Origin of the sequence: Alteribacter aurantiacus DSM 18675, assembly GCF_000429705.1 — a bacterium.
In the GTDB taxonomy this organism is placed as follows: domain Bacteria; phylum Bacillota; class Bacilli; order Bacillales; family Salisediminibacteriaceae; genus Alteribacter; species Alteribacter aurantiacus.
The window spans coordinates 395,389-416,840 of the sequence record NZ_KE386941.1 but is presented as its reverse complement, the minus strand read 5'-3'; the positions used below and the strand labels follow the sequence as shown (position 1 = coordinate 416,840).

Below are 21,452 nucleotides of genomic sequence, written 5' to 3'. Positions count from 1 at the left end.
AATGGGTTCACTTCAATTTTACCACAACTCCCTATGGAACCATAAATTGTGCCAATGCGTGTATGTTACCAAAAAATTAAGAGACATTAAGAAGAGAAGAAAAGGAGGTGTGTTTTCAATGTCATTTTTCAAAGCTTTCCAAAACAAGAAGAATAGTCAAAATGACACTCGGATTTTAGAGCCGCCGGAAACACCAACCTTTCCTGCCTCTTTAGACATTGACAAAAACCGTGTTTATGTTAAAGAAACCCTACACTATACAGAAGACTTGGTTGAAAAGAAAGTAGTAACCAATCATAACAAAATACTATATTTTCTTTATCTTGAAACGGTGTCCGATACGAAAGACATGAATGAGTACTTTTACAGAAATTTAAGAGAAATCAATTCTGATGAACATCTAGAACGGGTATTAACGGACAGAGATTCCGCAAAGCTTCTTCATTTGTCCGATGCTATTGCCGAAATGCTCTCAGGAAAAAGCTTAGTGCTCATTGAAAATACCCATTACTGCTTTGTGTTAAGTACGAATAGTGTGATTCATCGTGACGTGGGGGAGCCTGATAACGAGCAGGTGATTCGGGGAAGTCACAGTGGATTTGTTGAGAATTTAAGTGTCAACCTGCAGCTGGTTCGCAACTTGATTAGTCATCCGTCATTAGTTGTTAAATACACAACCCTTGGTGAAGTATCAAAAACAAAGACAGCGGTTCTTTACATGGATGGCCGTGCAGATTCCAATGTTGTTGAAGAAATTCATCGAAGGCTCAAGAAGATCAAAGTAGAAAAGTTAATGAATACCGGGATTATAGAAGAGTACATGGAAGACAATATCTTCTCTCTTTTCCCGCAATATATAAGCACGGAGCGTGCAGATAGGGCCGCGTTGAACTTAATCGACGGACGAGTGATTATCATGACTGACGGCGATCCTACGGTCCTCGTTTTGCCTGTCACATTTTTCTCCTTCTTTCAATCGACAGATGACTATAACAGTCGTTGGGTGGCAGGAAACTTCTTTCGGTTTATTCGTGTAGTGAGTTTTTTATTGGCCGTGACACTCCCAGGGATTTATATTGCCATCATTACGTTTCACTTTGAAATTATCCCTTTTGGTATGACTTACGTAATTAAAGATGCAGTAGAACACATTCCATATCCTCCACTTATTGAAGCCATGTTTATGGAGTTGACGCTCGAGCTAATACGTGAAGCCGGGATTCGGTTACCTACACCGATCGGTCAAACCATTGGTATTGTAGGTGGTCTTGTTATTGGAGACGCCGTTGTAAACGCAGGGTTTATCTCCAGTATTATGATCATTGTTGTAGCTCTAACGGCGATTTCATCGTTTGTGGTTCCCATCCACGAGATGAGTATGGCCATGCGTCTTCTGCGCTATCCAATCATGATTATGGCCTCTCTCTTGGGCTTTGTAGGCATTGTATTCTGCTTGACCATCTACCTGATTCATTTGTGTAAATTAACGAGTCTTGGAAAGCCACTCTTTTATCCTTTTGCACCATTTAATTTAAAGGGTTTAATGAATCGGTTTGTTAGACTACCACACACTGTGGAAATAAAAAACGACCAAAAGGAAAACCAAAAAACCAATTCTTCTTCATAAGGAGTTTCATGAGAATGAATGATAATTTACTAATATCAAAATCACAATTGTTCTTTTTTATCATCCAAAGTCAGATTGGTATTGGTGTATTATCACTTGCCTTTAGTGTGTTTCAAGAAGCCGAATGGGATGGATGGCTCGGGGTTTTTACAGGAGGGTTAGCAATACAGGTTGCAATCTGTCTCATGTATCTCCTTGCGGTCCGTTATGGGGATAAAATGTTCTTTAATGCTCTTCCTTTGATCATTGGAAAAATACCGGGTCATGTGCTTAATTTAGTGTACACATTGTATTTTTCCAGCATCTGTATTCTTATTCTCGTTTTGTACAAGCACATTATTATCAGATGGTTGTTTCCACAAACTCCGGGGTGGGTTCTTAACTTTCTCCTTGTCTTTGCTGCTTGGTATTTGACAAGAGAAAAGCTTCATATCATTGTGAGGTTTTATGTTTTTGTAAGCTCCCTTTTAATTCTTGTTATTGGTGTATTATTTTTTGCAATACCATATATAAATCCTCTCTACATCTTGCCTATAGGACACCATGGATTTGGTGCCGTTGGAAAAGCCGTTCTTGCGTCAATGCAAGCCATGCTTGGTTTTGGGGTATTTATGTATATCTTTCCTTACGTAAAAGTGAATAAGAAGAAGGAAATTCTTTTAACGGCAACTTACGCAAACATTTTCACTACGTGTTTATACGGGTTTACTGTATTAATTACGCTCATGTTCTTTAGTCCACCGGAGATTGCACTTATCCCACAGCCTCTTTTATATATGCTCAAGACGTTTAATACGCCTATAGTCGATAGACTTGATATTATTTTTATGGCCATTTGGATCGTAAGCGTAACAACATCGTTAATGACTTATATGTACTTGGCTTCACTTTCGACAACCCAATTGATAAAAGGAGTTCCTAGAAAAAAGCTCGTTACGGTTATTGCCATTGCTGTCTATTTTATTTCACTTGGCCCAAAGAACCGCCTGACTATCGATAAATACGCGGAAGGCGTAGACACGTTCGGCTTAATCATGGTTTTTGGGATTCCCTTGTTGCTTTATCTTGTATCACTAATCAGACAAAGAGGAAAGAATGGAGCTGAAGATCATGAAAAGAGCCCTTCAGTTTAGTCTAATTTGTTTGTGTATTATTCTATTAACGGGATGCTGGGACTCTAGGCAGTTACGAGACATCACAATTGCTAAAAGTGCAGGATTGGATTTATTAGAAGACGGCAAATACCAATCTACAATATCCTCACCTGTTCCTAAAAGGTACGAAGCACAAGAGCGTTCTCAAGTTGTCCAAGGGATTGGACACACGGTTCGAGAAGCGCGTATGGCATTGGACAATAAAGTGGCAGAGCGGATCGATACTTCGAAACTCCGGGTTCTTATCCTCGGAAAAAGCCTTGCTGAAGACTCCGTCTACAATCCTTTGGACATTATGTATCGTGATCCACGCAGTTCATTAGGAGCAAAAATCGCTATATTTGACGGGCAGGCAGCTGACCTTATAGAGACTAAACTTCAGGATAAACCAAGAACGAGTGAATTTGTAGCGGATTTACTGACAACTGCAGAACACAATTCACTAGTTGAGTATCTGAATGTCCAGCTTATTTGTCCAATTATGTTTGATCCTGGTCAGGATATGGTTTTGCCATATATGTCTATGGATATCAACAACAACCCTTATTTAAACGGGAACGCCTTGTTCAATGGAGAAAAAATGACCGGTTCCATCTCTCCGGAAGATTCCGTGTTGCTGTTTTTATTAAAAGGGGAAAAGGGTGGTAGTACGTACCTAACAGAAAAAGTATCCGAAAAACATGAAGAGGAAGAAGAATTCATTACAGTACTGTTAAAAGAATCCACTCGCAATCTAAAAGTAGATGTCAACCAGGCAACAAACGAAATTTCAGCAACTGTAGATCTTACTTTACAAGTGGAAGCTATTGAGTACCCTCCAGACGAACTACATGAACGAGAAAAAGTCGTTCAATTAAATGATCGTCTAAGTCGAGCACTCACTGCTGAAGCAGAACAACTCTTTACGACTCTTCAAGAGGCGAACTGTGACGCTTTGGGGATTGGGAGACACACCATCGCCTTTCACAATTCATTTTGGAGAAACAATGATTGGCTTAAAGTATATCCTGAAATGACGATCACACCGAATGTTACGGTGGAAATCCTTGCACACGGTATCATCAATTAAAATAAAAACGGAATGGCTGATACAGATCAGGCATTCCGTTTTAGTCTTCTGTATGAATGGTTTTTTTCGCCATTAAACCTAGAGCAAAGCCTAACAATCCAATAAACGAGTGAAAAGCGGCAAACCCATAAAGCTCAGGGGCAAGAGTCATTCGTTGAACCGTTGTCATGGTGAGTAAGCTTAACGCAAAGACTGCAAGAAAGGCAACAACCGGATTTGAAATTCCTTTTTTTCCTGACATACAGGCAACAAACCCTACTACTAAAGCGAAGAAGGGGTTTACAATAAACACTAACACCTCACTAATACTCATCACACTTCACTTCCTCACCTATAAAAATCCCCGTTATTAAAATAGTACCATACTCTCTTTTAGTTGCTACTCATTTTTCACACCAGACTCCTCTAAAACCATATACATATAACGAGGTGATTTGTGTGCACATGGTTATTTCCCGGCTAATCCCTTGGCTAGCTAATAAAAATAAAGCCCGGTCAAAAATTTCCGTTTCCAAAGGTTCGGAAAATGAAATCATTGTTTGCGTTGAAGAAAACACGTTTGTTTGGCGTGTGATGCAACCGTATGAGTCATTCGTTTTCGAACAGCTATCTACTTTTATTAGTAGTGACCAAATGAAAAATCTTATCATAAAAGCGTATCCTGTTGAACGATCCTACGTCAACCCTAGGGAGCACCACTTATCTATACAGTCACTTTGTGAAACTAAGTACAGATTCACCATTCATTTTTGCACCAATAAAAACGGGCACATTGATGCGTTTTCCCTTCGCACGCGCAGAGGGATTTCCAATACTGTAATCGACCACGCTCCCCTGGACATGCTTGACCAAGCCTTTCGACATATCCTCTTTGGCTTGCGCATGAAAAAGAAGAAGCGGTTGTTCTAAAGTGAGCAACCACTTTCTCAATTTTCTACCCTTCGTAAGACCTCACAGATTGAATAATGGATTGCTCAAGCTCCTCATTTAACGTCTCCAGTCGCTTCACGATTAAGAAAACATCAATTAAAGCCCAAATGGCGATTGGGATAAAGAATAAGAACCATCTAGCAACCCATACCACAACCATACCAATTGCATAACTTGTGTCACCTAAGTAAAAACTGTGTCCCCCTAATTCTCCGAGAAAGAACCAAAGCAGATACAATACCGCTTTGCTTTTCTTCTTTTTTCAAACTCACTGAACACGATAGTCAGCTGCTCACTAGATAACTTCTGCTTCTCTTCTACATTGCTCACACAATCCCCCCTCCTTGGTTACTATATGTTTATTCATCTGTGAGAAGCCCAGTCATGTTCACAATTTTTTATGCATATTTTGATTTAAGGGTCGTTTTGCAGATCTTTAACAAAAGAGAGAGGTGGATTTATGGAGGCAATTGGGGGATTATTCGGCATTTTTATTATGTTGGTAGTAGCGGCGTTCTACTTTATTCCAACCGTCGTTGCGTTGGCACGAAAGAAAGAGAATGTGGTGGCCATTTTTATTCTTAATCTTTTACTTGGATGGTCGTTTATCGGCTGGGTTATTGCCCTCGTGTGGGCATGTACGACGAAACCTGAAAGCTTGGAAGCATAATACGTAAAACCCTCGACCAGAGATCGAGGGTTTTTTCATGATACTATTTCAAATCATAGTAATCTATTTTGGTATCCGGTAAACAACGAAATAATCTTTTACAATAGAGCTTCCTACAAATGCAACCATTTGCAAATCTAATCCTTTTAGCATAGGCATCACCTCTTACGAAAGAATAGGATGCTAGTTACATGTAACAACCACTTTAATTATTTGGCTCCTGCTTCAACGCGTTCTTTTGATGACGATAAAACTCATGAAACAGCTTCATAAGAGCTCGCTTTTCAATACGCGATACATAGCTTCTTGAAATGCCTAGATCCCTGGCAATTTCACGCTGGGTTTTTTCTTTTTTCAAATCCAACCCGAACCTGCCGACGATTACTTCTTTTTCACGCTCATCTAATACGTGAATAAACTCGTATATTTGTTTTTTCTCCATACTGAGTTGGATCGCATCCACCACGTCTACGGTCTCTGCTTGGAGAACATCGATGAGGGTGATTTCATTTCCTTCTTTATCCGTTCCGATCGGATCTTGAAGGGATACGTCTTTCTTTACTTTTTTTAGTGCGCGCAGGTGCATGAGGATTTCATTCTCAATACACCGCGCAGCATACGTGGCCAATTTCGTTCCTTTGCCTGAAGAGTAACTTTCGATCGCTTTGATTAAGCCGATTGTTCCAATGGAGATGAGGTCCTCTGTGTCTTCACGGGTATTCTCGAACTTCTTAACGATGTGGGCGACCAGCCTTAAGTTGTGCTCGATGAGTTTGTTCCTGGCATCTTCATCCTTGTCTTCTTTCATCAGCTTTAAGTATTTCCGTTCGTCTTCTTCTTTTAACGGCTGAGGAAAGGCGTTGTTTTTTACAAATGAAACAAACACGAACAATTCTTTGACGAGGTATGTGATGGCCGCTATAAATCCTGACATCGATAAACCTCCTTTTGGGCATTCTTTAATCATCTATATGCCCAAAAGATTTTCAGTGTGCGTGTACATGAAAACTTTTGACTACTAAAGGGGAAACATAAGTCGAAGGAAGTGGAGGATCGTGTAGGTATTTGGTGAATGGCGCTAGTAAACAAGCGTTTTACTTGATCTCTTACGATCAGCCTTTATACTAAATGTGAGTTATTCCTATATATATACTTGGTTATAAAACAGAATGGAGTGTTAGTGTGAAAAATCTATGGCATAAATACTTGGACACACCATTAATATGGAAAATTACTGCCGGACTTGTGCTAGGTGTCTTTGCAGGATTTATGTTTGGTGAACAAGCTTCAGTGATTTCTCCTCTAGGAGATGTGTTTTTAAATCTACTTATGGCACTTATCATCCCATTATTAATCCTCACTCTTATCGTTGGGATCAATGAGGGGCCGGCGGAAGGCCTTGGACGTATGGGTTCCAAGATGATTGGATATTATTTCGTCACGTCCGCTTTTGCATTATCGATTGGGCTCGCCGTTGCGCTGATTATTAGACCCGGTCAAGGCCTCACCCTTCCCGGTGACGCTGATGTGGACGTACCGCAAGCGCCAGGCTTTCTGGATTTCATCGTCGATATCTTTCCGGCAAATATTATCGAAACCATGCTTGAACTTGATATCTTGAGTATGATTTTTATTGCGATTGTCGTTGGATTGGCAATTGCTGCACTCAGGAAATCAGGAAATGAACAGCACGAGAAGTGGGGGGAACAGCTTGTTGAACTTTCTCGTGCAGGGTCAGAAGTATCATTTAAGATCATGAACTGGATTTTGCAATATGCACCAATTGGGATCTTTGCGATTGTAGCATCGACGATCGGTGAGCAAGGGTGGAACACACTCACGTCTCTCGGGTCACTAGTGGGAACCGTTTATGTGAGTATATTGTTGCAGTTTATCGTCTACATTGTCATTTTAAAATTGATTGGTCGGTCTCCAATCCGCTTCTTTAAAGCAGCACGGGACGCTACTGCCACCGCTTTTACAACGCAAAGCTCTCTTGGGACACTTCCTATTACCATGAGAGCGGCAAAGAAACTGAATTTAAGAGAAAAGCTTTACGGATTTTCGTTGCCCCTTGGAGCCACGATGAACATGGATGGAGCTGCCATACGTGTCGGAGCTTCTGTTATTTTTGCAGCTAACATCATTGGGCAGGAATTAAGCTTGTGGGCTCTAATCGGAATTGTATTAGCTGGGACGTTGGCTTCTGTTGGAACCGCCGGGGTGCCGGGAGCAGGACTCATTACCCTTTCCGTTGTGTTAACCCAAGCAGGTTTGCCTATTGAAGTGGTCGCCCTAGTGGCTTCTGTTGATGCACTACTCGGAATGGCCGCCACTGCTTGTAATGTAACTGGTGACTTGGTCGGAACTTCTGTAGTGGATAAAACGGAAGAAGCCCGCGAAGCCAAACGTAAATAGAAAAAGAGGCTTCCCATCTCAAAAAAGTGGGAAGCCTCTTTCTCCTTATTCTTTTAGACCTTCTACAAACGTTGTTGCATTGTGTTTTAGCATATCAATATACGTCTGTGCACCAGATCCTTCAGTGCCTAGTGCATCTGTATAAACTTCACCGGCAATCGGTATATTGGCGTTATTTGATACCGTCTCCATATAACGCTGGTCGACCGTGCTTTCTACGAAAACGGCGGGTATTTGAAGATCTTGAATCAAGTCAATCACTCGGTTAATTTGTTGCGTCGTTCCTTCTTCATGGGAATTCATTTCCCATATTCCTTCAGTCTCAAAACCATAATCCTCGCCAAAATACTTAAATGCATTTTCGCTTACAACGATGACTCGCTTATCTTCATCAATCAAGGACACTTCTTCATCAATCCAAGCATCAAGGTCTTCGAGTTCTTGAATGAATGCTTCTGCATTAGCCCGATAGACTTCTTCACCTTCAGGGTCTCTATCAGTTAAATCTTCTACTAAATTCTCAACATATGTGATCCCGTTTTTAGGGCTTAACCACGCATGAGGATCGGGCTCATCACTACCTTCAAGAGTGATGATATCAACCCCTGTTGACAGTTCTTGAATTTCTGTATCCGTTGCGTTAGATACAATGCGACCGAGCCACCCCTCTAAGTCAAGTCCATTTACATAAAACACATCACTGTCACTTACTTTTCTAAAATCACTCGGTACCGGCTCATACTCGTGAGGCTCCTCGCCAATTGGTACAATGTACTCAACAGACCCTCTGTCCCCTATAACTTCTTCAATGATGTTTCCAAGAACAGAAAAACTGGTCGTAATCTCTAGACCTTCTGATGCCTCTCCTTCTTCCTCTTCCGCTCCACATGCGGCCAATGCCACAGTTCCTAGAGCAAGCACGGTCACTCCAGCAATCTTTTTAATCAAATGTTTAAACATATGTCCCGCCCCTTTCATGTTTCAAACACACTCTATGTATAGGTATTACAAAGTGTGCTGTCCTAAAACTATTTTTCCTACAGGTTATTATTTTTTATCAAACTCAAAATGTTTCCCTTGTGCAACTTTTTGAGCACTGACCACATTATAAACAAAAAAATGTTCCTTTGTCTACCAAAAAAACGATATTTTTTTAAGCTAACTTTGCTTACAATTTAAATTTGAGACGTCCTCCGAAAAGAAAATTCTTATAAGATTGATAAACAAAGAAAAAAACGGCCGGAAGATCCGAACCGTTTAATCCCAATACTTCGGCTTACCATAATGCTTAAATAGTGATGTTTCTAACTCACGATCGATTGGCCGATCTGTTTGAAACTCAGGAGCGTCACGTAGCTTCTCCTTTGAAACATCGACACGAACGAGGTTACTAGTCCAATCCACCTCATCTACCCAGCTTGTATAAAGAAGAATGTTCTTTCCGTCACCTTTTGTATCGACAACAAAATACCGAATTGTAAATGACTGATCATCTATGAGTGCATCTTTTATTTTTCCGACGGTTTCATTTTCTGCGATAAGTTCGCTTTCTTTCACATCATCGATACTTAAAAGTGGCCGTTCCTCCTCTTCCATGCTTTCAACGTCTGAAGCAGCTTCATTCGTTAAATCCCTCGGCATCGCTCCAGCTCCCCATAACCCTCCTCCAATCCAATATGGATTCAAGTTATAATACATTGAAAATTCCCGCTCAAAAGTACGTGAAAGAGGTTCTTGGTCGGGATCCGGACTTTCCTTGGCCTCTTGTTCAGATATGGATACATGGAAGCGTTCCTCTTCAATGGAATAGTCGATTACACTAGCAGGGGAGATGAATCGTCTTTTTTCACCCAAGAACCCGCCACCAACGACAAAATATCGAACAGTCCATGTTCGTTCCTCGACGTACAGGTCCTGGATGGACCCTATTTCCTTGTCCTTTCCTATCACTCGAGATGGTTTTATCATTCGTTTATACGAAAACAGCATATCCATCACTCCTTTATCTTTTCTTTACCCATTCATTAACCATCTTGAAACGAAACATAAGAATACCCCGCAAAGCGAATACCTTTACGGGGTAAGTGAATTTAAACTTTATACACAATGGCTTCGTACGGGCGAAGATGGATAGCTATAGGTAACTCACGGGACGTTTCATTGTCGTAGTTACTGATGAGTAGCTCTCCTGATTGATCTTGATAATTTTTCGGTACGTCAAAAGTAGCGGCATCCTCATAGAAGTTGCATACAACAAGTAGTCTTTCTTCGTCCAGGGTACGTTCGTAAGCAAAAATGTGTTGATCTTTTTCAGCCAACAAGTCGTAACCACCGTACACAATAATCTCATTATTATGACGAAGCTCAATCAGCTTTTTATAATAGTGATACGTGGAGTTCGGATCATTGACCGCTTGCTCGGCATTGATCTTCGTATAGTTAGGGTTCACCTTAAGCCACGGTGTTCCCGTCGTGAAGCCTGCATGCTTGTCACTGTTCCACTGAACCGGTGTGCGAGCATTGTCGCGACCTTTGACATAGATTCCTTCCATAATGGTTTTGTGTGGAACACCTTGTTCACGCTTCTCTTTGTACATGTTTAACGTTTCAATATCCTCGTAGTCGTCGATGGATTCGAAACGGACGTTTGTCATCCCAATCTCTTCTCCTTGAAAAATGTAAGGCGTTCCTTTCATCATATGAAGGAGGGTTGCAAGCATTTTGGCTGATTCAACGCGGTATTCTCCGTCATTTCCAAACCTTGAAACCATGCGAGGTTGATCGTGGTTGTTCAAGTACAAACTATTCCACCCTTTGTGCTCCAAAGCTTTTTGCCATTTCGTCAAATTATCTTTAAGGTCTTGGAGCTTTAACGGCCTAAGATCCCACTTTCCACCTGGTCCTGAATCAATGTCAACATGTTCGAACTGAAAGACCATATTCACTTCTTCTCGCTCTTCATCCGTATATTTTTGGGCAATTTCCGGTGTCACCATCGGCATCTCACCGACTGTCATGGCATCGTAACCTTTCATGGCTTTTTCGTTCATTTCGTGCAAAAATTCATGAATACGAGGACCATTGGCAAAGTATTCTCCACCTGGTGCGTACTTTTTCCCTTCTTGAGGTTCAGCGTCAGGTAACCCTTCCACTTTCGAGATAAAGTTCACCACATCCATTCGGAATCCGTCGACCCCTTTATCAAGCCACCAACGCATCATGCTATACACTTCTTCACGAAGAGTCGGGTTCTCCCAGTTCAAATCAGGTTGTTTTTTGGAGAAAAGGTGCAAGTAATATTCGTCAGTCCCTTCGTCATAGTGCCATGCGGATCCACTAAAAGCCGATTCCCAATTGTTCGGCTCTGTTCCGTCTTCTTTTCCGGGACGCCAAATGTAGTAGTCTCTATACGGGTTGTCTTTCGATTTTCTAGATTCCGTAAACCATGCGTGCTCATCAGACGAATGATTGACCACAAGATCCATGATGAGACGCATGCCACGATTGTGGATCTCTTCAAGAAGTTGTTCCCAATCTTCCATCGTTCCGAATTCATCCATAATGGCTTGGTAGTTACGAATATCATATCCGTTATCATCATTGGGACTATCATAAACAGGAGATAGCCAGATCACATCCACGCCAAGATTCTTTAAGTAATCGAGCTTTTCCGTTATTCCCTTTAAATCACCGATACCATCCCCGTTGCTGTCATTAAAGCTTCTTGGGTAAATTTGATACACGACACTTTCTTTCCACCATTGCTTTGTCATTGTTATGTCCTCCTCGATTTTACCGTTTCTCTCTCTACCATGTGGTGCTTCATTTCAATTTGAGTAGCTCCCGTTTTTATGACTCGTTGAAACGCTTTTTGCCCCATTTCGTATAAAGGCTGAGCCACTGTTGTAAGGGGCGGAATAGCCATCTCAGAAGCGAGGGTATTATCGTACCCTATAACGGAAAGGTCATCAGGTACTCGGATTCCTTTTTCATAGGCTGCATGCAAAACACCAACAGCCATCTCATCACTTGTAGCAAAAAGTGCAGTAAAACTTGCGCCTTCTTCAACGAATTCGGTCATCATTTCTTTTCCCGAATTAAAGCTAAAATCTCCGAACTTAATAAGGCTTTCGTCTATTGGTAAGTCTCGCTCGTTCATCGCTTGGATAAACCCTTCATAACGAGGTCTTCCAGCAATCGGATCCTCCAGTTGACCTCCTATAAAAGCGATGCGCGTATGTCCATGATCAAGAAGACAACGAGTCGCATCAAACGCTGCTTTTTTGTCATTCACTTTTACATATGGAAAATGGCCATAAGCAGGCTTTGTAGCAACCATCACTACAGGGATATTCAAAGCACTCAGCTTATCTCCTTGGTCTTTTGTCATGTCACCACTTCCATAAATGATCCCTTCAACGCGTTTTTCATTAAGCATATCTAAGTAACCCATCGCTCTCAAACCTTGTGTACCTGTGTTGCAAACCACAACACTGTAGCCATTTTCCTTCGCTTCATCTTCAATTCCTTCTAGCAATTTCCCGGCAAACAAGCTGGATACATTGGGCAGAAGAACCCCAATTGTTCTTGTTGGCTGGCCAACGAGTCCTCTAGCCAAGGCATTTGGGCTGTATCCTAATTCTTTAATGGCTTTGAGCACTTTCTCTTTAGTACCGCTTGAGTATCCTGATTGATTATTTACAATTCTAGAAACCGTGGCGATCGAAACGTTTGCTTTTTTAGCCACGTCTTTAATCGTAATAGCCACTATGAATCACTTCCGTTCCGAATCTACGTAAACGTTTACGTAAATGATTCTACCATATTATGTAGACGCTTTCAAACGTTTATAAAAGTGTAATTAATTGAAGGTTCAGACTTTGTAGATTATACTGAAATCAATACATAATAAAGGAGACATCAATCATGAAACGACCACTTGAAATAGAAGACTTGAGGAAGATTACCGTGTTAAACGAACCGCAGCTCTCCCCTAGTGGTGAGGCTTTTGCGTTTATAAAGCAAACGATCAGTGAAAAAGACGAGTATGTGTCTCAACTGTTTGTTCAACAATTGGACGAGGAAGAGCCTGTTCAATGGACATTTGGAGAAGAACGTGTGAGCTATCCCCGCTTTTCACCGGACGGGAAATGGATTGCCTTTGTATCCAACCGCCTGAAAAAACCACAGCTCTTTTTACTCTCCACAAAAGGTGGAGAAGCCAAGCAGATTACTAGCTTGAAAAACGGTGCCATGCAGCCGTCTTGGTCCCCTGACAGTAAGCGTATTCTCTTTACGACAACCCTTGAGCCAGGTGAAGAATTGGGCGCAAAGGATGAAGAGAAAACGGATGAAAAAGGTGCAGAGCCTCTTGTGGTAACTCGTTTAAAATACAAGTCCGACGCAGCTGGTTTTCTCGATAATAAAACAAAGCAATTAGCCTACTATTGCCTTGCCTCCGACAAATCCACTCTTCTCACTGAAGGAGATTTCAACCATGAGCCTGGTACCTGGTCTCCCGACGGCTCGAAGGTGACGTTCTTTGCAAACAAAAAAGAAGATCAAGACTACCATATCATCTCCGACCTGTTTCTTTTAGACGTGGAAACGAAGGAAGAAACCCTTCTCACTGATGGAGAAGGTGTCTATACGTTCCCTGTGTTCAGTCACGATGGAGACAAGCTAGCCTACTACGGACACCAAAAAGAGTACTCTGGCGCCACACATATGAAATTATGGGTGATGGATCTTTCTTCTAAAGAAACAGCTTGCGTCACATCCGAATGGGATGTAAACATAGGTGACTCTGCCATCGGTGACCTTCGTTCAGGACATCCAAACCCTGGACCTGTCTGGGATGTAGGGAACAATAAACTCTTTGTAACCGCAAGTGTTAACGGAAGTACCAACTTGTATAGTGTGACTCTTGAAGGCAGCGTGTCAGAAGTTGTAGTCGGTGATCAACACTTATACGGCTATGACATTTTGCCAGAAAAACAAAAAGCCGTTGTTGCCATCTCTACTCCTACTAACCCCGGGGATGCTTATTCAGTAGACCTCTCTTCAGGAGAAATGGAAAAACTGACGGATGTGAACGGGGCATTCTTGGAAAATGTACACGTGGCAGCACCTGAAGAAGTAAACTACAAAGCCGAAGATGGGTGGAATATTCACGGTTGGATCATGAAGCCATATGGATTTGTAGAAGGGGAAAAATACCCGACAATCTTGGAAATTCACGGGGGACCCCATGCCATGTATGCGAACTCATTCTTCCATGAAATGCAGTTCCTTGCAGCGAAAGGCTACGCAGTTCTTTACACGAATCCAAGAGGTGGGCACGGATACGGACAGGCATTTGTAGACGCTTGCCGCGGTGATTATGGTGGAAAAGACTACACGGACCTCATGAGCGCTATGGATCAAGCAATTGAACAGTTTGACTTCATTGACGAAGATCGGCTCGGGGTCACAGGAGGAAGTTACGGCGGCTTTATGACGAACTGGATCGTATCACACACGGATCGTTTTAAAGCAGCGGCCACTCTTCGTTCCATTTCCAACTGGATCAGTTTTTACGGCGTAAGTGATATTGGATACTTCTTTACGGAGTGGGAAATTGGTGCCGACCTCTTCTCCGATCCGGATAAAATGTGGAACCATTCTCCTTTGAAATATGTAAAAGACATCAACACGCCGCTCCTTATTCTTCACGGAGAGAAGGACTTCCGTTGTCCTGTGGAGCAAGCAGAACAACTGTTTATTGCCCTCAAGCACCAGAAAAAAGACACGCGCTTTGTCCGTTTTCCAAATGCGAACCATGAGCTTTCAAGAAGCGGCCCACCAAAGCTTCGTTATGCACGCTTAAAAGAGCTTGAAAACTGGTTCAATCAATATCTAAAAGGATAATAAAAAGGATGGTGCCGCTGCACCATCCTCTTTTTACGCTTTTGAGAAATACTCAGTCGCTACAAGCTCATCGATGAACGCTTTTTCATCGTCACCTTGCACGTCAAATTCAACAACCTGACCAGGTTGAAGGGATAACGCTAGGACTCCTAGAAGGCTTTTGGCGTCTACCACCCAGTGGTCCTTTTTCACTAAAATTGTAGAAGAAAATTGCGATGCATGATTAACGAGTGTGCTTGCTGATTCTGCAAAAATTGGTTTGTTTACCACTAGTTTCATTTCCTTCGCCTCCTCAGTTTACTAAATTTCATTATAAATACCTTCTTCTTTTTTTACAATCAAAAAATCATGTGTCTCGTCCTTCTCTTGATTACTCTCCATCTGCTACACTAATAATAAATATATCCTGTCTAAAGGAGTTTACGTTACATGAACCCAACAAATCGACACTTGTCGCAGTTTTTTAAAAGCCGCAATGCAGGTCTTTTAGATGAAGACTTATACCGTTCTTTTGCCATCTTTGTACCCCTCATTTATAAAAACAACGAACCTCACTTACTGTTTCAAGTGAGAGGAGAAAACATTAAGCAGCCAGGAGAAATTTGCTTTCCCGGTGGAAAAGTAGATCCGGGTGATAAAAATCCAGAAGCAGCAGCTGTTCGGGAGCTCGTCGAAGAAATCGGTGTGAAAGAGGACGACGTTGTCACATACGGCCCTCTTGATTACATGATCACACCGTACCGTTTCAAACTGTTCGCTTTTATAGGTGAAATTCGATCGGACGCCAAATTGAAGATCAACCACGAGGAAGTAAAGGAAGTGTTCACTGTTCCCGTTCGCGCCTTAAAAGAGATGGACGTAAAAACCTACAACATCTACCTGGAAGTCCAACCGGAAGAAACATTTCCTTATCACTTAATTCCAGGTGGCGAAAACTACGATTGGCGCACTGGCGTCGTTCACGAACACTTTTATGAATATGAAGGTCGTGTCATTTGGGGTCTCACAGCTCGCATCTTAAAGCATGTGTTAAACCTTCTCCCTTAGTTATTCATTCGATCACGTTTCGGTAAAGACAAAATGAGACTAACGCTAATAATCGCCATTATAAAAACACCAATGTAAATACTGTTTAAAGCATAGGCAACACCATCAGATAGAACGCCAATCTCTTCGTTTGAAAATCTGCCCCTTTGCTCGGGGTCCAAAATAAGATTAGCAACATCGAGGGTCTGGGGAATATCTACCCCAGCCCCTTCTTCTCTTAAGTAACTGGCCAGGCGGTTGTTTAACAATCCCCCAAGTAGAGCAACACCAAGGGCACTCCCGAGTAATCGCATAAACATGTTCGATGCAGTGGCCACTCCTCTAACATTCCACGCCACTTGGCTTTGAATGGATACAATAAAAGTCGTCGTTGTAAAACCCATTCCTCCTCCAATAAAAAAAGAGGCAACCCCAGCCCATATGGGATGTTGTACGTAGGCTAGGGCCAAAAACATGGTAGCCCCAATCATTAAACTACATGCCCCTAGCATCGCTGTCTTTCTAGACCCAAGAGGTACAAGAAGCTTACCTGCTAGTGTCGATGAAATCGGCCAACCTACGCTCATCATTGTTAAGGTAAAACCGGCAACCATAGCCGATTCTCCAAGAACTATTTGAACATACGTAGGTAAGTAGCTTGATACTCCAATTAACACGGCACCTAAAGTAAGCGACGCAATGTTAGCCGTCCTAATCAATCGGTCATTCCAAATCGATAAACTCATAACCGGATCTTTTGCCCTTTTTTCCTGTCTAATAAACAAGACAAGACTTATAACAAAGATCAACACTAGACCCAATGTTTGCGGGGAAGCCCACGCCCAAGCTGTACCGCTTTGGATAAACACAAGCATTAAAGCACTGACACCTACAAGAAGGTAACCTGTACCGGCATAATCGATATGCTTTTTTTCTTTTTTGACGTTTTCTTTCAGGTACACGGTAATCCCAATCACGGAGAAAATACCAATCGGGATATTAATCCAAAATACCCACTGCCAATGAGCAAATTGAAGAATAAGTCCTCCAATTACAGGTCCCAACACAGCGGAAATTCCCCATACACTTGCCAGATAACCTTGAATTTTTGCCCGCTCTTCTTTCGTGTAAATATCACCAACGATGGTTGTAGCAATCGGCTGAACAGCTCCAGCACCGATACCTTGGATAATTCGACTCACGATGAGCCATTCAATAGATGGAGCAAAGCCGCATAGAATTGATCCGATTAAAAAAATACTTACTCCGACTCCAAATACGATTTTTCTCCCGAACATATCCGAAAGCTTTCCATAAATCGGTATCGTAACCACTTGCATAAGCAAATATGTAGAAAAAACCCAACTGAACAATGAAAAGCCGCCCAAATCGGCTACGATGCTTGGCATGGCAGTAGAAACAATCGTCGCTTCAACAGCGCTCATAAACATAGCCAGCATAACGCAACCTAGAATAAGCGGTCGCTTTTTTACAATCCCCATAACCCCTCCAACTGTCTATAAAGTTCTTTTTGCTTTCATTATAGCACTTGGAGAGGAACATGGAGGAGAGTTGGTTTAGTTGGCATTTTCCTATTAAGAGAGCTTGATTGGGCTTCAGGTTTATTTCTCGAGTTTGGGCGGTTCTTCATCGACTTTGGAATTTATCCATCGACTTCCGCAGCTTCTTCATCGATTTTCACATTCATCCTACTCCATTCATCCCGCTTCCAATTTCATCATCTCTATAATCACCACCTCCCCCAAAACGACAAAAAAAGAACGCCCCACTAGGACGTCCTTTTTAATCTATTGCTCATCATCGAGCTTTTTTTGTGTACTCATTGCAATTCTATGAAAAACAACAGCTGTTAGTAAGGCTGCAAGATTCATACCCATTAAAATAGGTTGCTGTTCGGCTGCCAAAGCCTCGTTGGGTATTAATAAGCCGATGAACATAAACACACTTAGCGCCAACATGACGAATGCATATCTTTTATAATCGGTCACTTTTGCTTTTAGTGATTGTACTTGTTGTTGTGACATCGACCATCACCTCATAAGAAGTTACTCTTTTTCAAAAGCAACTCTAGTATATCATGGAGGTGAATCGGACTTCCTTAGCAATTCTCACCAATGGTGCCATGATTATCGCTGTTGACGAATTTGCTCCAACATGGCAATAACCATTCTTGCAGAGTTAACAGAAGCCGTTTCAAGGAATTCGTCGTACGAAACTTTCGCGTCCTTACCGGCAATGTCCGATAAAGAACGAATAATAACGAATGGACATTGAAACTGATGACAGACTTGAGCAATGGCTCCTGCTTCCATCTCAGAGCAGTATGGATCGTTAAAACGCGTACGGATGTCTTCCACGCGAGCATGGTCGCTCATAAAGGAATCGCCTGAAATGATCAATCCCGGTACTGATCGCACCCCTACTTCACCAGCACACTTCTCAGCAATGCCTTTAAGCTCATCGTTCGGCTCATAAAAAGCGGGCATACGTGGCACTTGACCAAACTCATAACCAAACACGGTAGCATCTACATCGTTGTAACGCACTTCTGTTGAAATAACGACATCACCTACTGCAAGTTCCTTATGAAAGCCTCCTGCAGAGCCTGTATTGATAATCGCATCAGGATGGTAAAGCTGGTTCATCAACGTCGTGCAGATAGCAGCATTTACTTTACCGATCCCTGACTTCGAGACAACAACCTCCACACCTTGAAGCTTTCCGAAGAAAAACTCGCACCCGGCTATCACTTGTTCTTCTCTAACATTCATCTTCTTTTTCAGAAGTTCGACTTCCTCTTCCATTGCACCAATAATTCCAACGATCATAAGGCATTTCCTCTCTTTTTACATATTCAAAAGGCTAAAAACCTTCTTTTTAATCACAACTTTTATCATAGTATATCAGTGGTGCACAGACAAGATGTTATTTTCGTCCGAAATAAAAGAGCCCGAACAAGAGCCAACCTAACGTAACAACACTTGCAAAAATAAGTACGGCTACAGGTCCGAATTGGAAAATAAGCGGCAAGGACGCTGCTGTAAACAATCCTCCACCAACGAATGGTTCAAACAAGATTTGCTTATATCCAAAACCTTCTAGTGCTGGGGTTTTATTATCCGGATCGGCTACTTTCATCAGGAGGAGACCGGTTGCTGTAATCCCTGTTGCTTGACCAAAGTCACCGATTCCACGCTCAAACCAATATTGCGGAATCATCTTCGGTGCGAGAACGATAAATGCGAACACGTTCCAAACCACACCAGCGACAGCGAGAGTTACGAAAGCCGCCAAATTGTCTCCGATTACTGTTAATGACACTGTGGCTAAAGCACTTACGATCAAGACGTCCAACGAAAATCCGGAAATACGATTAATCATCTTTCTGTCAATTAAGCGGAATCGATCGTACTTATCTGAAACTAACTGAGTGATGATACCACCTACCATAGCAAGTGGGAATAAAGGAACGTAAATCATGAGATACGTATCCGTCCAAGCACCCCAAGTAAACGCTTCAAGGAGGATGAGACCTTCCAAAAGGATAAAACCAATAAATATGGCAATACCAACGTATGCGATGTGTAAGGACAATGGCTCAATAGATTCTGGACGTGTCGTTAATTCACCTGCACTGTCACGATTCTCAAGCTCGACAATTCCATTACGACCGTTACTTGCTAAGCCTTGCTTACCACCGACTTCTTTCGCATGTCCTTTGCGGGCTCCCCAGTTAATCAAAATGATACCCACAATAACACCTGTTAAAATACCGATTGTGGCAAGTCCAATTGCCAAGTCGGCACCTTCTTCAAATCCAAGGTCCGCAAATGTACCGGATAGTCCTGCAGCTGTTCCGTGGCCACCCACAAAGCTGATCTCAATAAGAGCACCAGCCATAGGGTTTACTCCGAAAACAGGAGCAAGCAAGAAGATTGCCAATAGCAAACCGACAACATATTGTCCCCATGAGACCATCTGGCCCATAACGACTTGAGGTCCCCCTATGATCCATACTTTCTTAAAGCTTGGCAATGTTTTACCTAAAAACAATGAAGCGAATACGATATTAATAAATAAACCTGGAAGAGTAGACCACACTTCCACTACTTCTTCTGGTACGAATCCATTTGTTAATATAAAGTCGTCTGATGTAAATAAGCTTACAAGCCTTCCCAATACTTCAGGACCAACAAGTAATGCAAGCAAGCCCGCGATAATGGATGAAGGTAAGAAGAGCTTTTGTAATAACGGTGAAAAAACACGGATCCACTTACCGATAACGATAAATAACCCCAAAATAATAAAACTAAGACCAATCATTTCCGGCGACATGGCTGTCCCCTCCTTCGACTAGGTATACAATATTTCTAGGTGTTTAGATAAAAGTAATCGATTACTTTCTATTCGTTCTCTTGTTGTTTTACTGCAACGTTTAGTATGCTTAGTATGATAAAAATTAGCAGGGGTGTTGAAAACATGTTTTTACATACAGAAACATTTAAAGACAAAGTAGAGTTTTTTGAAGCGGGCAGCTTAACTGAATTGGAAAAACAAGTCCAAAAAAAAATTGAGGACAATCAAGCGATTATGTTAAATGTTCACCATGTCTCTCACCAAGTATCTATTCATCCAAAAGGGTATTTAATGTATACAGCGGTTGTGCACTTTAAAGCAAACAAGTAAATCATTGCAGGTGCATTATGTGTGAACGCCCGCTATGAAGCAAGTCATAGCGGGCGTTTTTTATTTTCCTATGTTACATACGTCTTTGTATGATGAGATAAGGTGTATTCTATTTAACCTTTCAATGTTAGGAAAATAGAAAATGGAATTAGTTGTAAGGGTTCGAAGATAATTTGTCCACTGAGACAGGCTTCCATCCTTCATTCTCTACCCATTCTATGCGAACTTGAAACGGGGTATTGTTCTCTGGTCTTTCACTAATCGTAGCTACGGCACTTTGAGCATTACCGCCGTTTCCAATATGCCACAATGTAACGTCATCACGTGATTCATTTAAACCTGTGGCTTGCTGGACAGCTTGCATCATTTCGCTCCAGTTTGTGCTGCTTCGATCAAAACTATCACCAGACAAGGCAAATGGCTCACTTTGAGACGTGCCTACTGGACGCCAGTCACCTTCATCAGCTGCGCCTGATTCTTCTGAGCCGTCCTCTTCTTCTGTACCCTCTTCATCTTCTGAGGTTGCATCCTCTTCTTCAGTTGCCTCTTCAGACTCCTCATTACTATCGGTTTCGCTTAAATCGGAAGAATCAGCTGAATCGAATTCGCTGTCACTTTCTTCATCTTCTTCACGCGCTTCACCATCTTGATTTGCTTCATCCGAGTCAGCGTCTTCTTCGGATTCGATATTGATGTTCTCGTTCGCGTTGCCATTGTCCTCGTTTTCCGTTTGTTCTTGTTCTTCTTCCGTCGTTGCCGGTGCAGATCCTCCGCCAAAGATGGTCATCCCTGCAACAACAAAGATAGATATGACCACAACACCTATTGCAACGTTTAACAAACGGTTAATTCGCTGTTTCTTTTTCATTTCTGCCCTGTTTGGGCCACCATAATTCCCATATTGAGCCAATTAAAAGACCTCCTCTATCCAGTTACGCTCAA

At 42.0% G+C, this 21,452-nt stretch carries 23 protein-coding genes; 8 read left to right on the top strand and 15 right to left on the bottom strand.

The genetic code is table 11. The features are described from left to right. Positions 1-118: 118 nt before the first annotated feature. The 3 genes from G476_RS21315 to G476_RS0105195 are packed head-to-tail and all read left to right on the top strand — an operon-like array spanning position 119 to position 3,850. On the top strand, positions 119-1,627 hold the full coding sequence (locus tag G476_RS21315; RefSeq protein ID WP_051314665.1) for a spore germination protein: 1,509 nt from the start codon (positions 119-121) through the stop codon (positions 1,625-1,627). A gap of 14 nt (positions 1,628-1,641) precedes the next feature. After that, the gene (locus G476_RS0105200) at positions 1,642-2,760 is read left to right on the top strand and encodes a GerAB/ArcD/ProY family transporter (protein WP_026689149.1); all 1,119 of its coding nucleotides are present in this window, start codon (positions 1,642-1,644) and stop codon (positions 2,758-2,760) included. Then, positions 2,723-3,850: a Ger(x)C family spore germination protein gene (locus G476_RS0105195; protein WP_026689148.1), complete on the top strand. Its 1,128-nt coding sequence runs from the start codon at positions 2,723-2,725 to the stop codon at positions 3,848-3,850. The genes G476_RS0105200 and G476_RS0105195 overlap by 38 nt, the downstream gene beginning before the upstream one ends. A 40-nt stretch (positions 3,851-3,890) precedes the next feature. Here G476_RS0105195 and G476_RS0105190 read toward each other — a convergent pair whose 3' ends face one another. From G476_RS0105190 to G476_RS24010, 4 genes are all read right to left on the bottom strand, one after another. Then, positions 3,891-4,163 carry a hypothetical protein gene (locus tag G476_RS0105190; RefSeq protein WP_026689147.1) on the bottom strand — a complete coding sequence of 91 codons (273 nt, stop codon included), beginning with the start codon at positions 4,161-4,163 and terminating at the stop codon, positions 3,891-3,893. A gap of 398 nt (positions 4,164-4,561) precedes the next feature. Then, positions 4,562-4,780 carry a hypothetical protein gene (locus tag G476_RS23490; RefSeq protein WP_156906520.1) on the bottom strand — a complete coding sequence of 73 codons (219 nt, stop codon included), beginning with the start codon at positions 4,778-4,780 and terminating at the stop codon, positions 4,562-4,564. Positions 4,781-4,784: 4 nt separating this feature from the next. After that, positions 4,785-5,018: an NINE protein gene (locus G476_RS21310; protein WP_245579632.1), complete on the bottom strand. Its 234-nt coding sequence runs from the start codon at positions 5,016-5,018 to the stop codon at positions 4,785-4,787. Then, positions 4,985-5,110, bottom strand: a complete 126-nt coding sequence (locus tag G476_RS24010) for a hypothetical protein (protein WP_281170432.1) — start codon at positions 5,108-5,110, stop codon at positions 4,985-4,987. The genes G476_RS21310 and G476_RS24010 overlap by 34 nt, the downstream gene beginning before the upstream one ends. Positions 5,111-5,240: 130 nt before the next feature. Here G476_RS24010 and G476_RS0105175 point away from each other — a divergent pair, with 130 nt between their 5' ends. After that, the gene (locus tag G476_RS0105175) at positions 5,241-5,450 is read left to right on the top strand and encodes a superinfection immunity protein (protein WP_026689145.1); all 210 of its coding nucleotides are present in this window, start codon (positions 5,241-5,243) and stop codon (positions 5,448-5,450) included. Between the two features lie 205 nt (positions 5,451-5,655). Here G476_RS0105175 and sigK read toward each other — a convergent pair whose 3' ends face one another. Continuing rightward, a complete protein-coding gene (gene sigK / locus G476_RS0105165) occupies positions 5,656-6,384 on the bottom strand; it encodes an RNA polymerase sporulation sigma factor SigK (protein ID WP_026689144.1) in 729 nt (242 codons plus the stop codon). A 248-nt stretch (positions 6,385-6,632) separates the two neighbouring features. Between sigK and G476_RS0105160 the strand changes: the two genes are divergently transcribed. Continuing rightward, positions 6,633-7,868, top strand: a complete 1,236-nt coding sequence (locus tag G476_RS0105160; RefSeq protein WP_026689143.1) for a dicarboxylate/amino acid:cation symporter — start codon at positions 6,633-6,635, stop codon at positions 7,866-7,868. Between the two features lie 45 nt (positions 7,869-7,913). On the opposite strand, the gene G476_RS0105155 is transcribed toward G476_RS0105160, so the two are convergent. From G476_RS0105155 to G476_RS0105140, 4 genes are all read right to left on the bottom strand, one after another. After that, the gene (locus G476_RS0105155; protein WP_035186138.1) at positions 7,914-8,828 is read right to left on the bottom strand and encodes a metal ABC transporter solute-binding protein, Zn/Mn family; all 915 of its coding nucleotides are present in this window, start codon (positions 8,826-8,828) and stop codon (positions 7,914-7,916) included. Between the two features lie 297 nt (positions 8,829-9,125). Continuing rightward, positions 9,126-9,857 carry a PRC-barrel domain-containing protein gene (locus tag G476_RS0105150; protein WP_026689141.1) on the bottom strand — a complete coding sequence of 244 codons (732 nt, stop codon included), beginning with the start codon at positions 9,855-9,857 and terminating at the stop codon, positions 9,126-9,128. 101 nt (positions 9,858-9,958) lie between these two features. Then, positions 9,959-11,641 (bottom strand): glycoside hydrolase family 13 protein, encoded by a 1,683-nt coding sequence (locus G476_RS0105145; RefSeq protein WP_026689140.1) that lies wholly within the window; start codon positions 11,639-11,641, stop codon positions 9,959-9,961. A gap of 2 nt (positions 11,642-11,643) precedes the next feature. Continuing rightward, complete coding sequence (locus G476_RS0105140; protein WP_026689139.1) at positions 11,644-12,636, bottom strand: LacI family DNA-binding transcriptional regulator; 993 nt, start codon at positions 12,634-12,636, stop codon at positions 11,644-11,646. Between the two features lie 158 nt (positions 12,637-12,794). Between G476_RS0105140 and G476_RS0105135 the strand changes: the two genes are divergently transcribed. Next, a complete protein-coding gene (locus G476_RS0105135) occupies positions 12,795-14,777 on the top strand; it encodes a S9 family peptidase (protein ID WP_035186135.1) in 1,983 nt (660 codons plus the stop codon). 33 nt (positions 14,778-14,810) lie between these two features. Here the strand turns inward: G476_RS0105135 and G476_RS0105130 are convergent, their stop codons facing one another. Next, complete coding sequence (locus G476_RS0105130; RefSeq protein WP_026689137.1) at positions 14,811-15,056, bottom strand: HPr family phosphocarrier protein; 246 nt, start codon at positions 15,054-15,056, stop codon at positions 14,811-14,813. A gap of 150 nt (positions 15,057-15,206) precedes the next feature. On the opposite strand from G476_RS0105130, the gene G476_RS0105120 reads away from it, so the two are divergent. Continuing rightward, complete coding sequence (locus tag G476_RS0105120; RefSeq protein ID WP_026689136.1) at positions 15,207-15,824, top strand: NUDIX hydrolase; 618 nt, start codon at positions 15,207-15,209, stop codon at positions 15,822-15,824. Here the strand turns inward: G476_RS0105120 and G476_RS0105115 are convergent. The 4 genes from G476_RS0105115 to G476_RS0105100 form a co-directional block, all read right to left on the bottom strand. Beyond that, complete coding sequence (locus G476_RS0105115; protein ID WP_026689135.1) at positions 15,821-17,305, bottom strand: MDR family MFS transporter; 1,485 nt, start codon at positions 17,303-17,305, stop codon at positions 15,821-15,823. The genes G476_RS0105120 and G476_RS0105115 overlap by 4 nt on opposite strands. 306 nt (positions 17,306-17,611) lie before the next feature. Next, a complete protein-coding gene (locus G476_RS0105110; RefSeq protein WP_051314664.1) occupies positions 17,612-17,848 on the bottom strand; it encodes a YrhC family protein in 237 nt (78 codons plus the stop codon). Between the two features lie 102 nt (positions 17,849-17,950). Then, entirely contained in the window at positions 17,951-18,652 is a 702-nt protein-coding gene (gene mtnN / locus G476_RS0105105; protein WP_026689133.1) for a 5'-methylthioadenosine/S-adenosylhomocysteine nucleosidase, read from the bottom strand. Between the two features lie 97 nt (positions 18,653-18,749). Then, positions 18,750-20,159, bottom strand: coding sequence for a sodium/glutamate symporter (locus G476_RS0105100; protein ID WP_026689132.1), 1,410 nt, complete (start codon positions 20,157-20,159; stop codon positions 18,750-18,752). Positions 20,160-20,303: 144 nt separating this feature from the next. On the opposite strand from G476_RS0105100, the gene G476_RS0105095 reads away from it, so the two are divergent. Next, on the top strand, positions 20,304-20,510 hold the full coding sequence (locus tag G476_RS0105095) for a DUF2536 family protein (protein ID WP_026689131.1): 207 nt from the start codon (positions 20,304-20,306) through the stop codon (positions 20,508-20,510). Positions 20,511-20,658: 148 nt separating this feature from the next. Here G476_RS0105095 and G476_RS0105090 read toward each other — a convergent pair whose 3' ends face one another. Further along, positions 20,659-21,420: a YrrS family protein gene (locus G476_RS0105090; protein WP_026689130.1), complete on the bottom strand. Its 762-nt coding sequence runs from the start codon at positions 21,418-21,420 to the stop codon at positions 20,659-20,661. Positions 21,421-21,452: the final 32 nt, after the last annotated feature.

Coding starts and splice junctions, on each gene's coding strand:
- G476_RS21315 (WP_051314665.1), top strand. CDS start 119: ATGTCATTTTTCAAAGCTTTCCAAAACAAGAAGAATAGTCAAAATGAC.
- G476_RS0105200 (WP_026689149.1), top strand. CDS start 1,642: ATGAATGATAATTTACTAATATCAAAATCACAATTGTTCTTTTTTATC.
- G476_RS0105195 (WP_026689148.1), top strand. CDS start 2,723: ATGGAGCTGAAGATCATGAAAAGAGCCCTTCAGTTTAGTCTAATTTGT.
- G476_RS0105190 (WP_026689147.1), bottom strand. CDS start 4,163: ATGAGTATTAGTGAGGTGTTAGTGTTTATTGTAAACCCCTTCTTCGCT.
- G476_RS0105175 (WP_026689145.1), top strand. CDS start 5,241: ATGGAGGCAATTGGGGGATTATTCGGCATTTTTATTATGTTGGTAGTA.
- sigK (WP_026689144.1), bottom strand. CDS start 6,384: ATGTCAGGATTTATAGCGGCCATCACATACCTCGTCAAAGAATTGTTC.
- G476_RS0105155 (WP_035186138.1), bottom strand. CDS start 8,828: ATGTTTAAACATTTGATTAAAAAGATTGCTGGAGTGACCGTGCTTGCT.
- G476_RS0105150 (WP_026689141.1), bottom strand. CDS start 9,857: ATGCTGTTTTCGTATAAACGAATGATAAAACCATCTCGAGTGATAGGA.
- G476_RS0105145 (WP_026689140.1), bottom strand. CDS start 11,641: ATGACAAAGCAATGGTGGAAAGAAAGTGTCGTGTATCAAATTTACCCA.
- G476_RS0105135 (WP_035186135.1), top strand. CDS start 12,795: ATGAAACGACCACTTGAAATAGAAGACTTGAGGAAGATTACCGTGTTA.
- G476_RS0105130 (WP_026689137.1), bottom strand. CDS start 15,056: ATGAAACTAGTGGTAAACAAACCAATTTTTGCAGAATCAGCAAGCACA.
- G476_RS0105120 (WP_026689136.1), top strand. CDS start 15,207: ATGAACCCAACAAATCGACACTTGTCGCAGTTTTTTAAAAGCCGCAAT.
- G476_RS0105115 (WP_026689135.1), bottom strand. CDS start 17,305: ATGGGGATTGTAAAAAAGCGACCGCTTATTCTAGGTTGCGTTATGCTG.
- G476_RS0105110 (WP_051314664.1), bottom strand. CDS start 17,848: ATGTCACAACAACAAGTACAATCACTAAAAGCAAAAGTGACCGATTAT.
- mtnN (WP_026689133.1), bottom strand. CDS start 18,652: ATGATCGTTGGAATTATTGGTGCAATGGAAGAGGAAGTCGAACTTCTG.
- G476_RS0105100 (WP_026689132.1), bottom strand. CDS start 20,159: ATGTCGCCGGAAATGATTGGTCTTAGTTTTATTATTTTGGGGTTATTT.
- G476_RS0105095 (WP_026689131.1), top strand. CDS start 20,304: ATGTTTTTACATACAGAAACATTTAAAGACAAAGTAGAGTTTTTTGAA.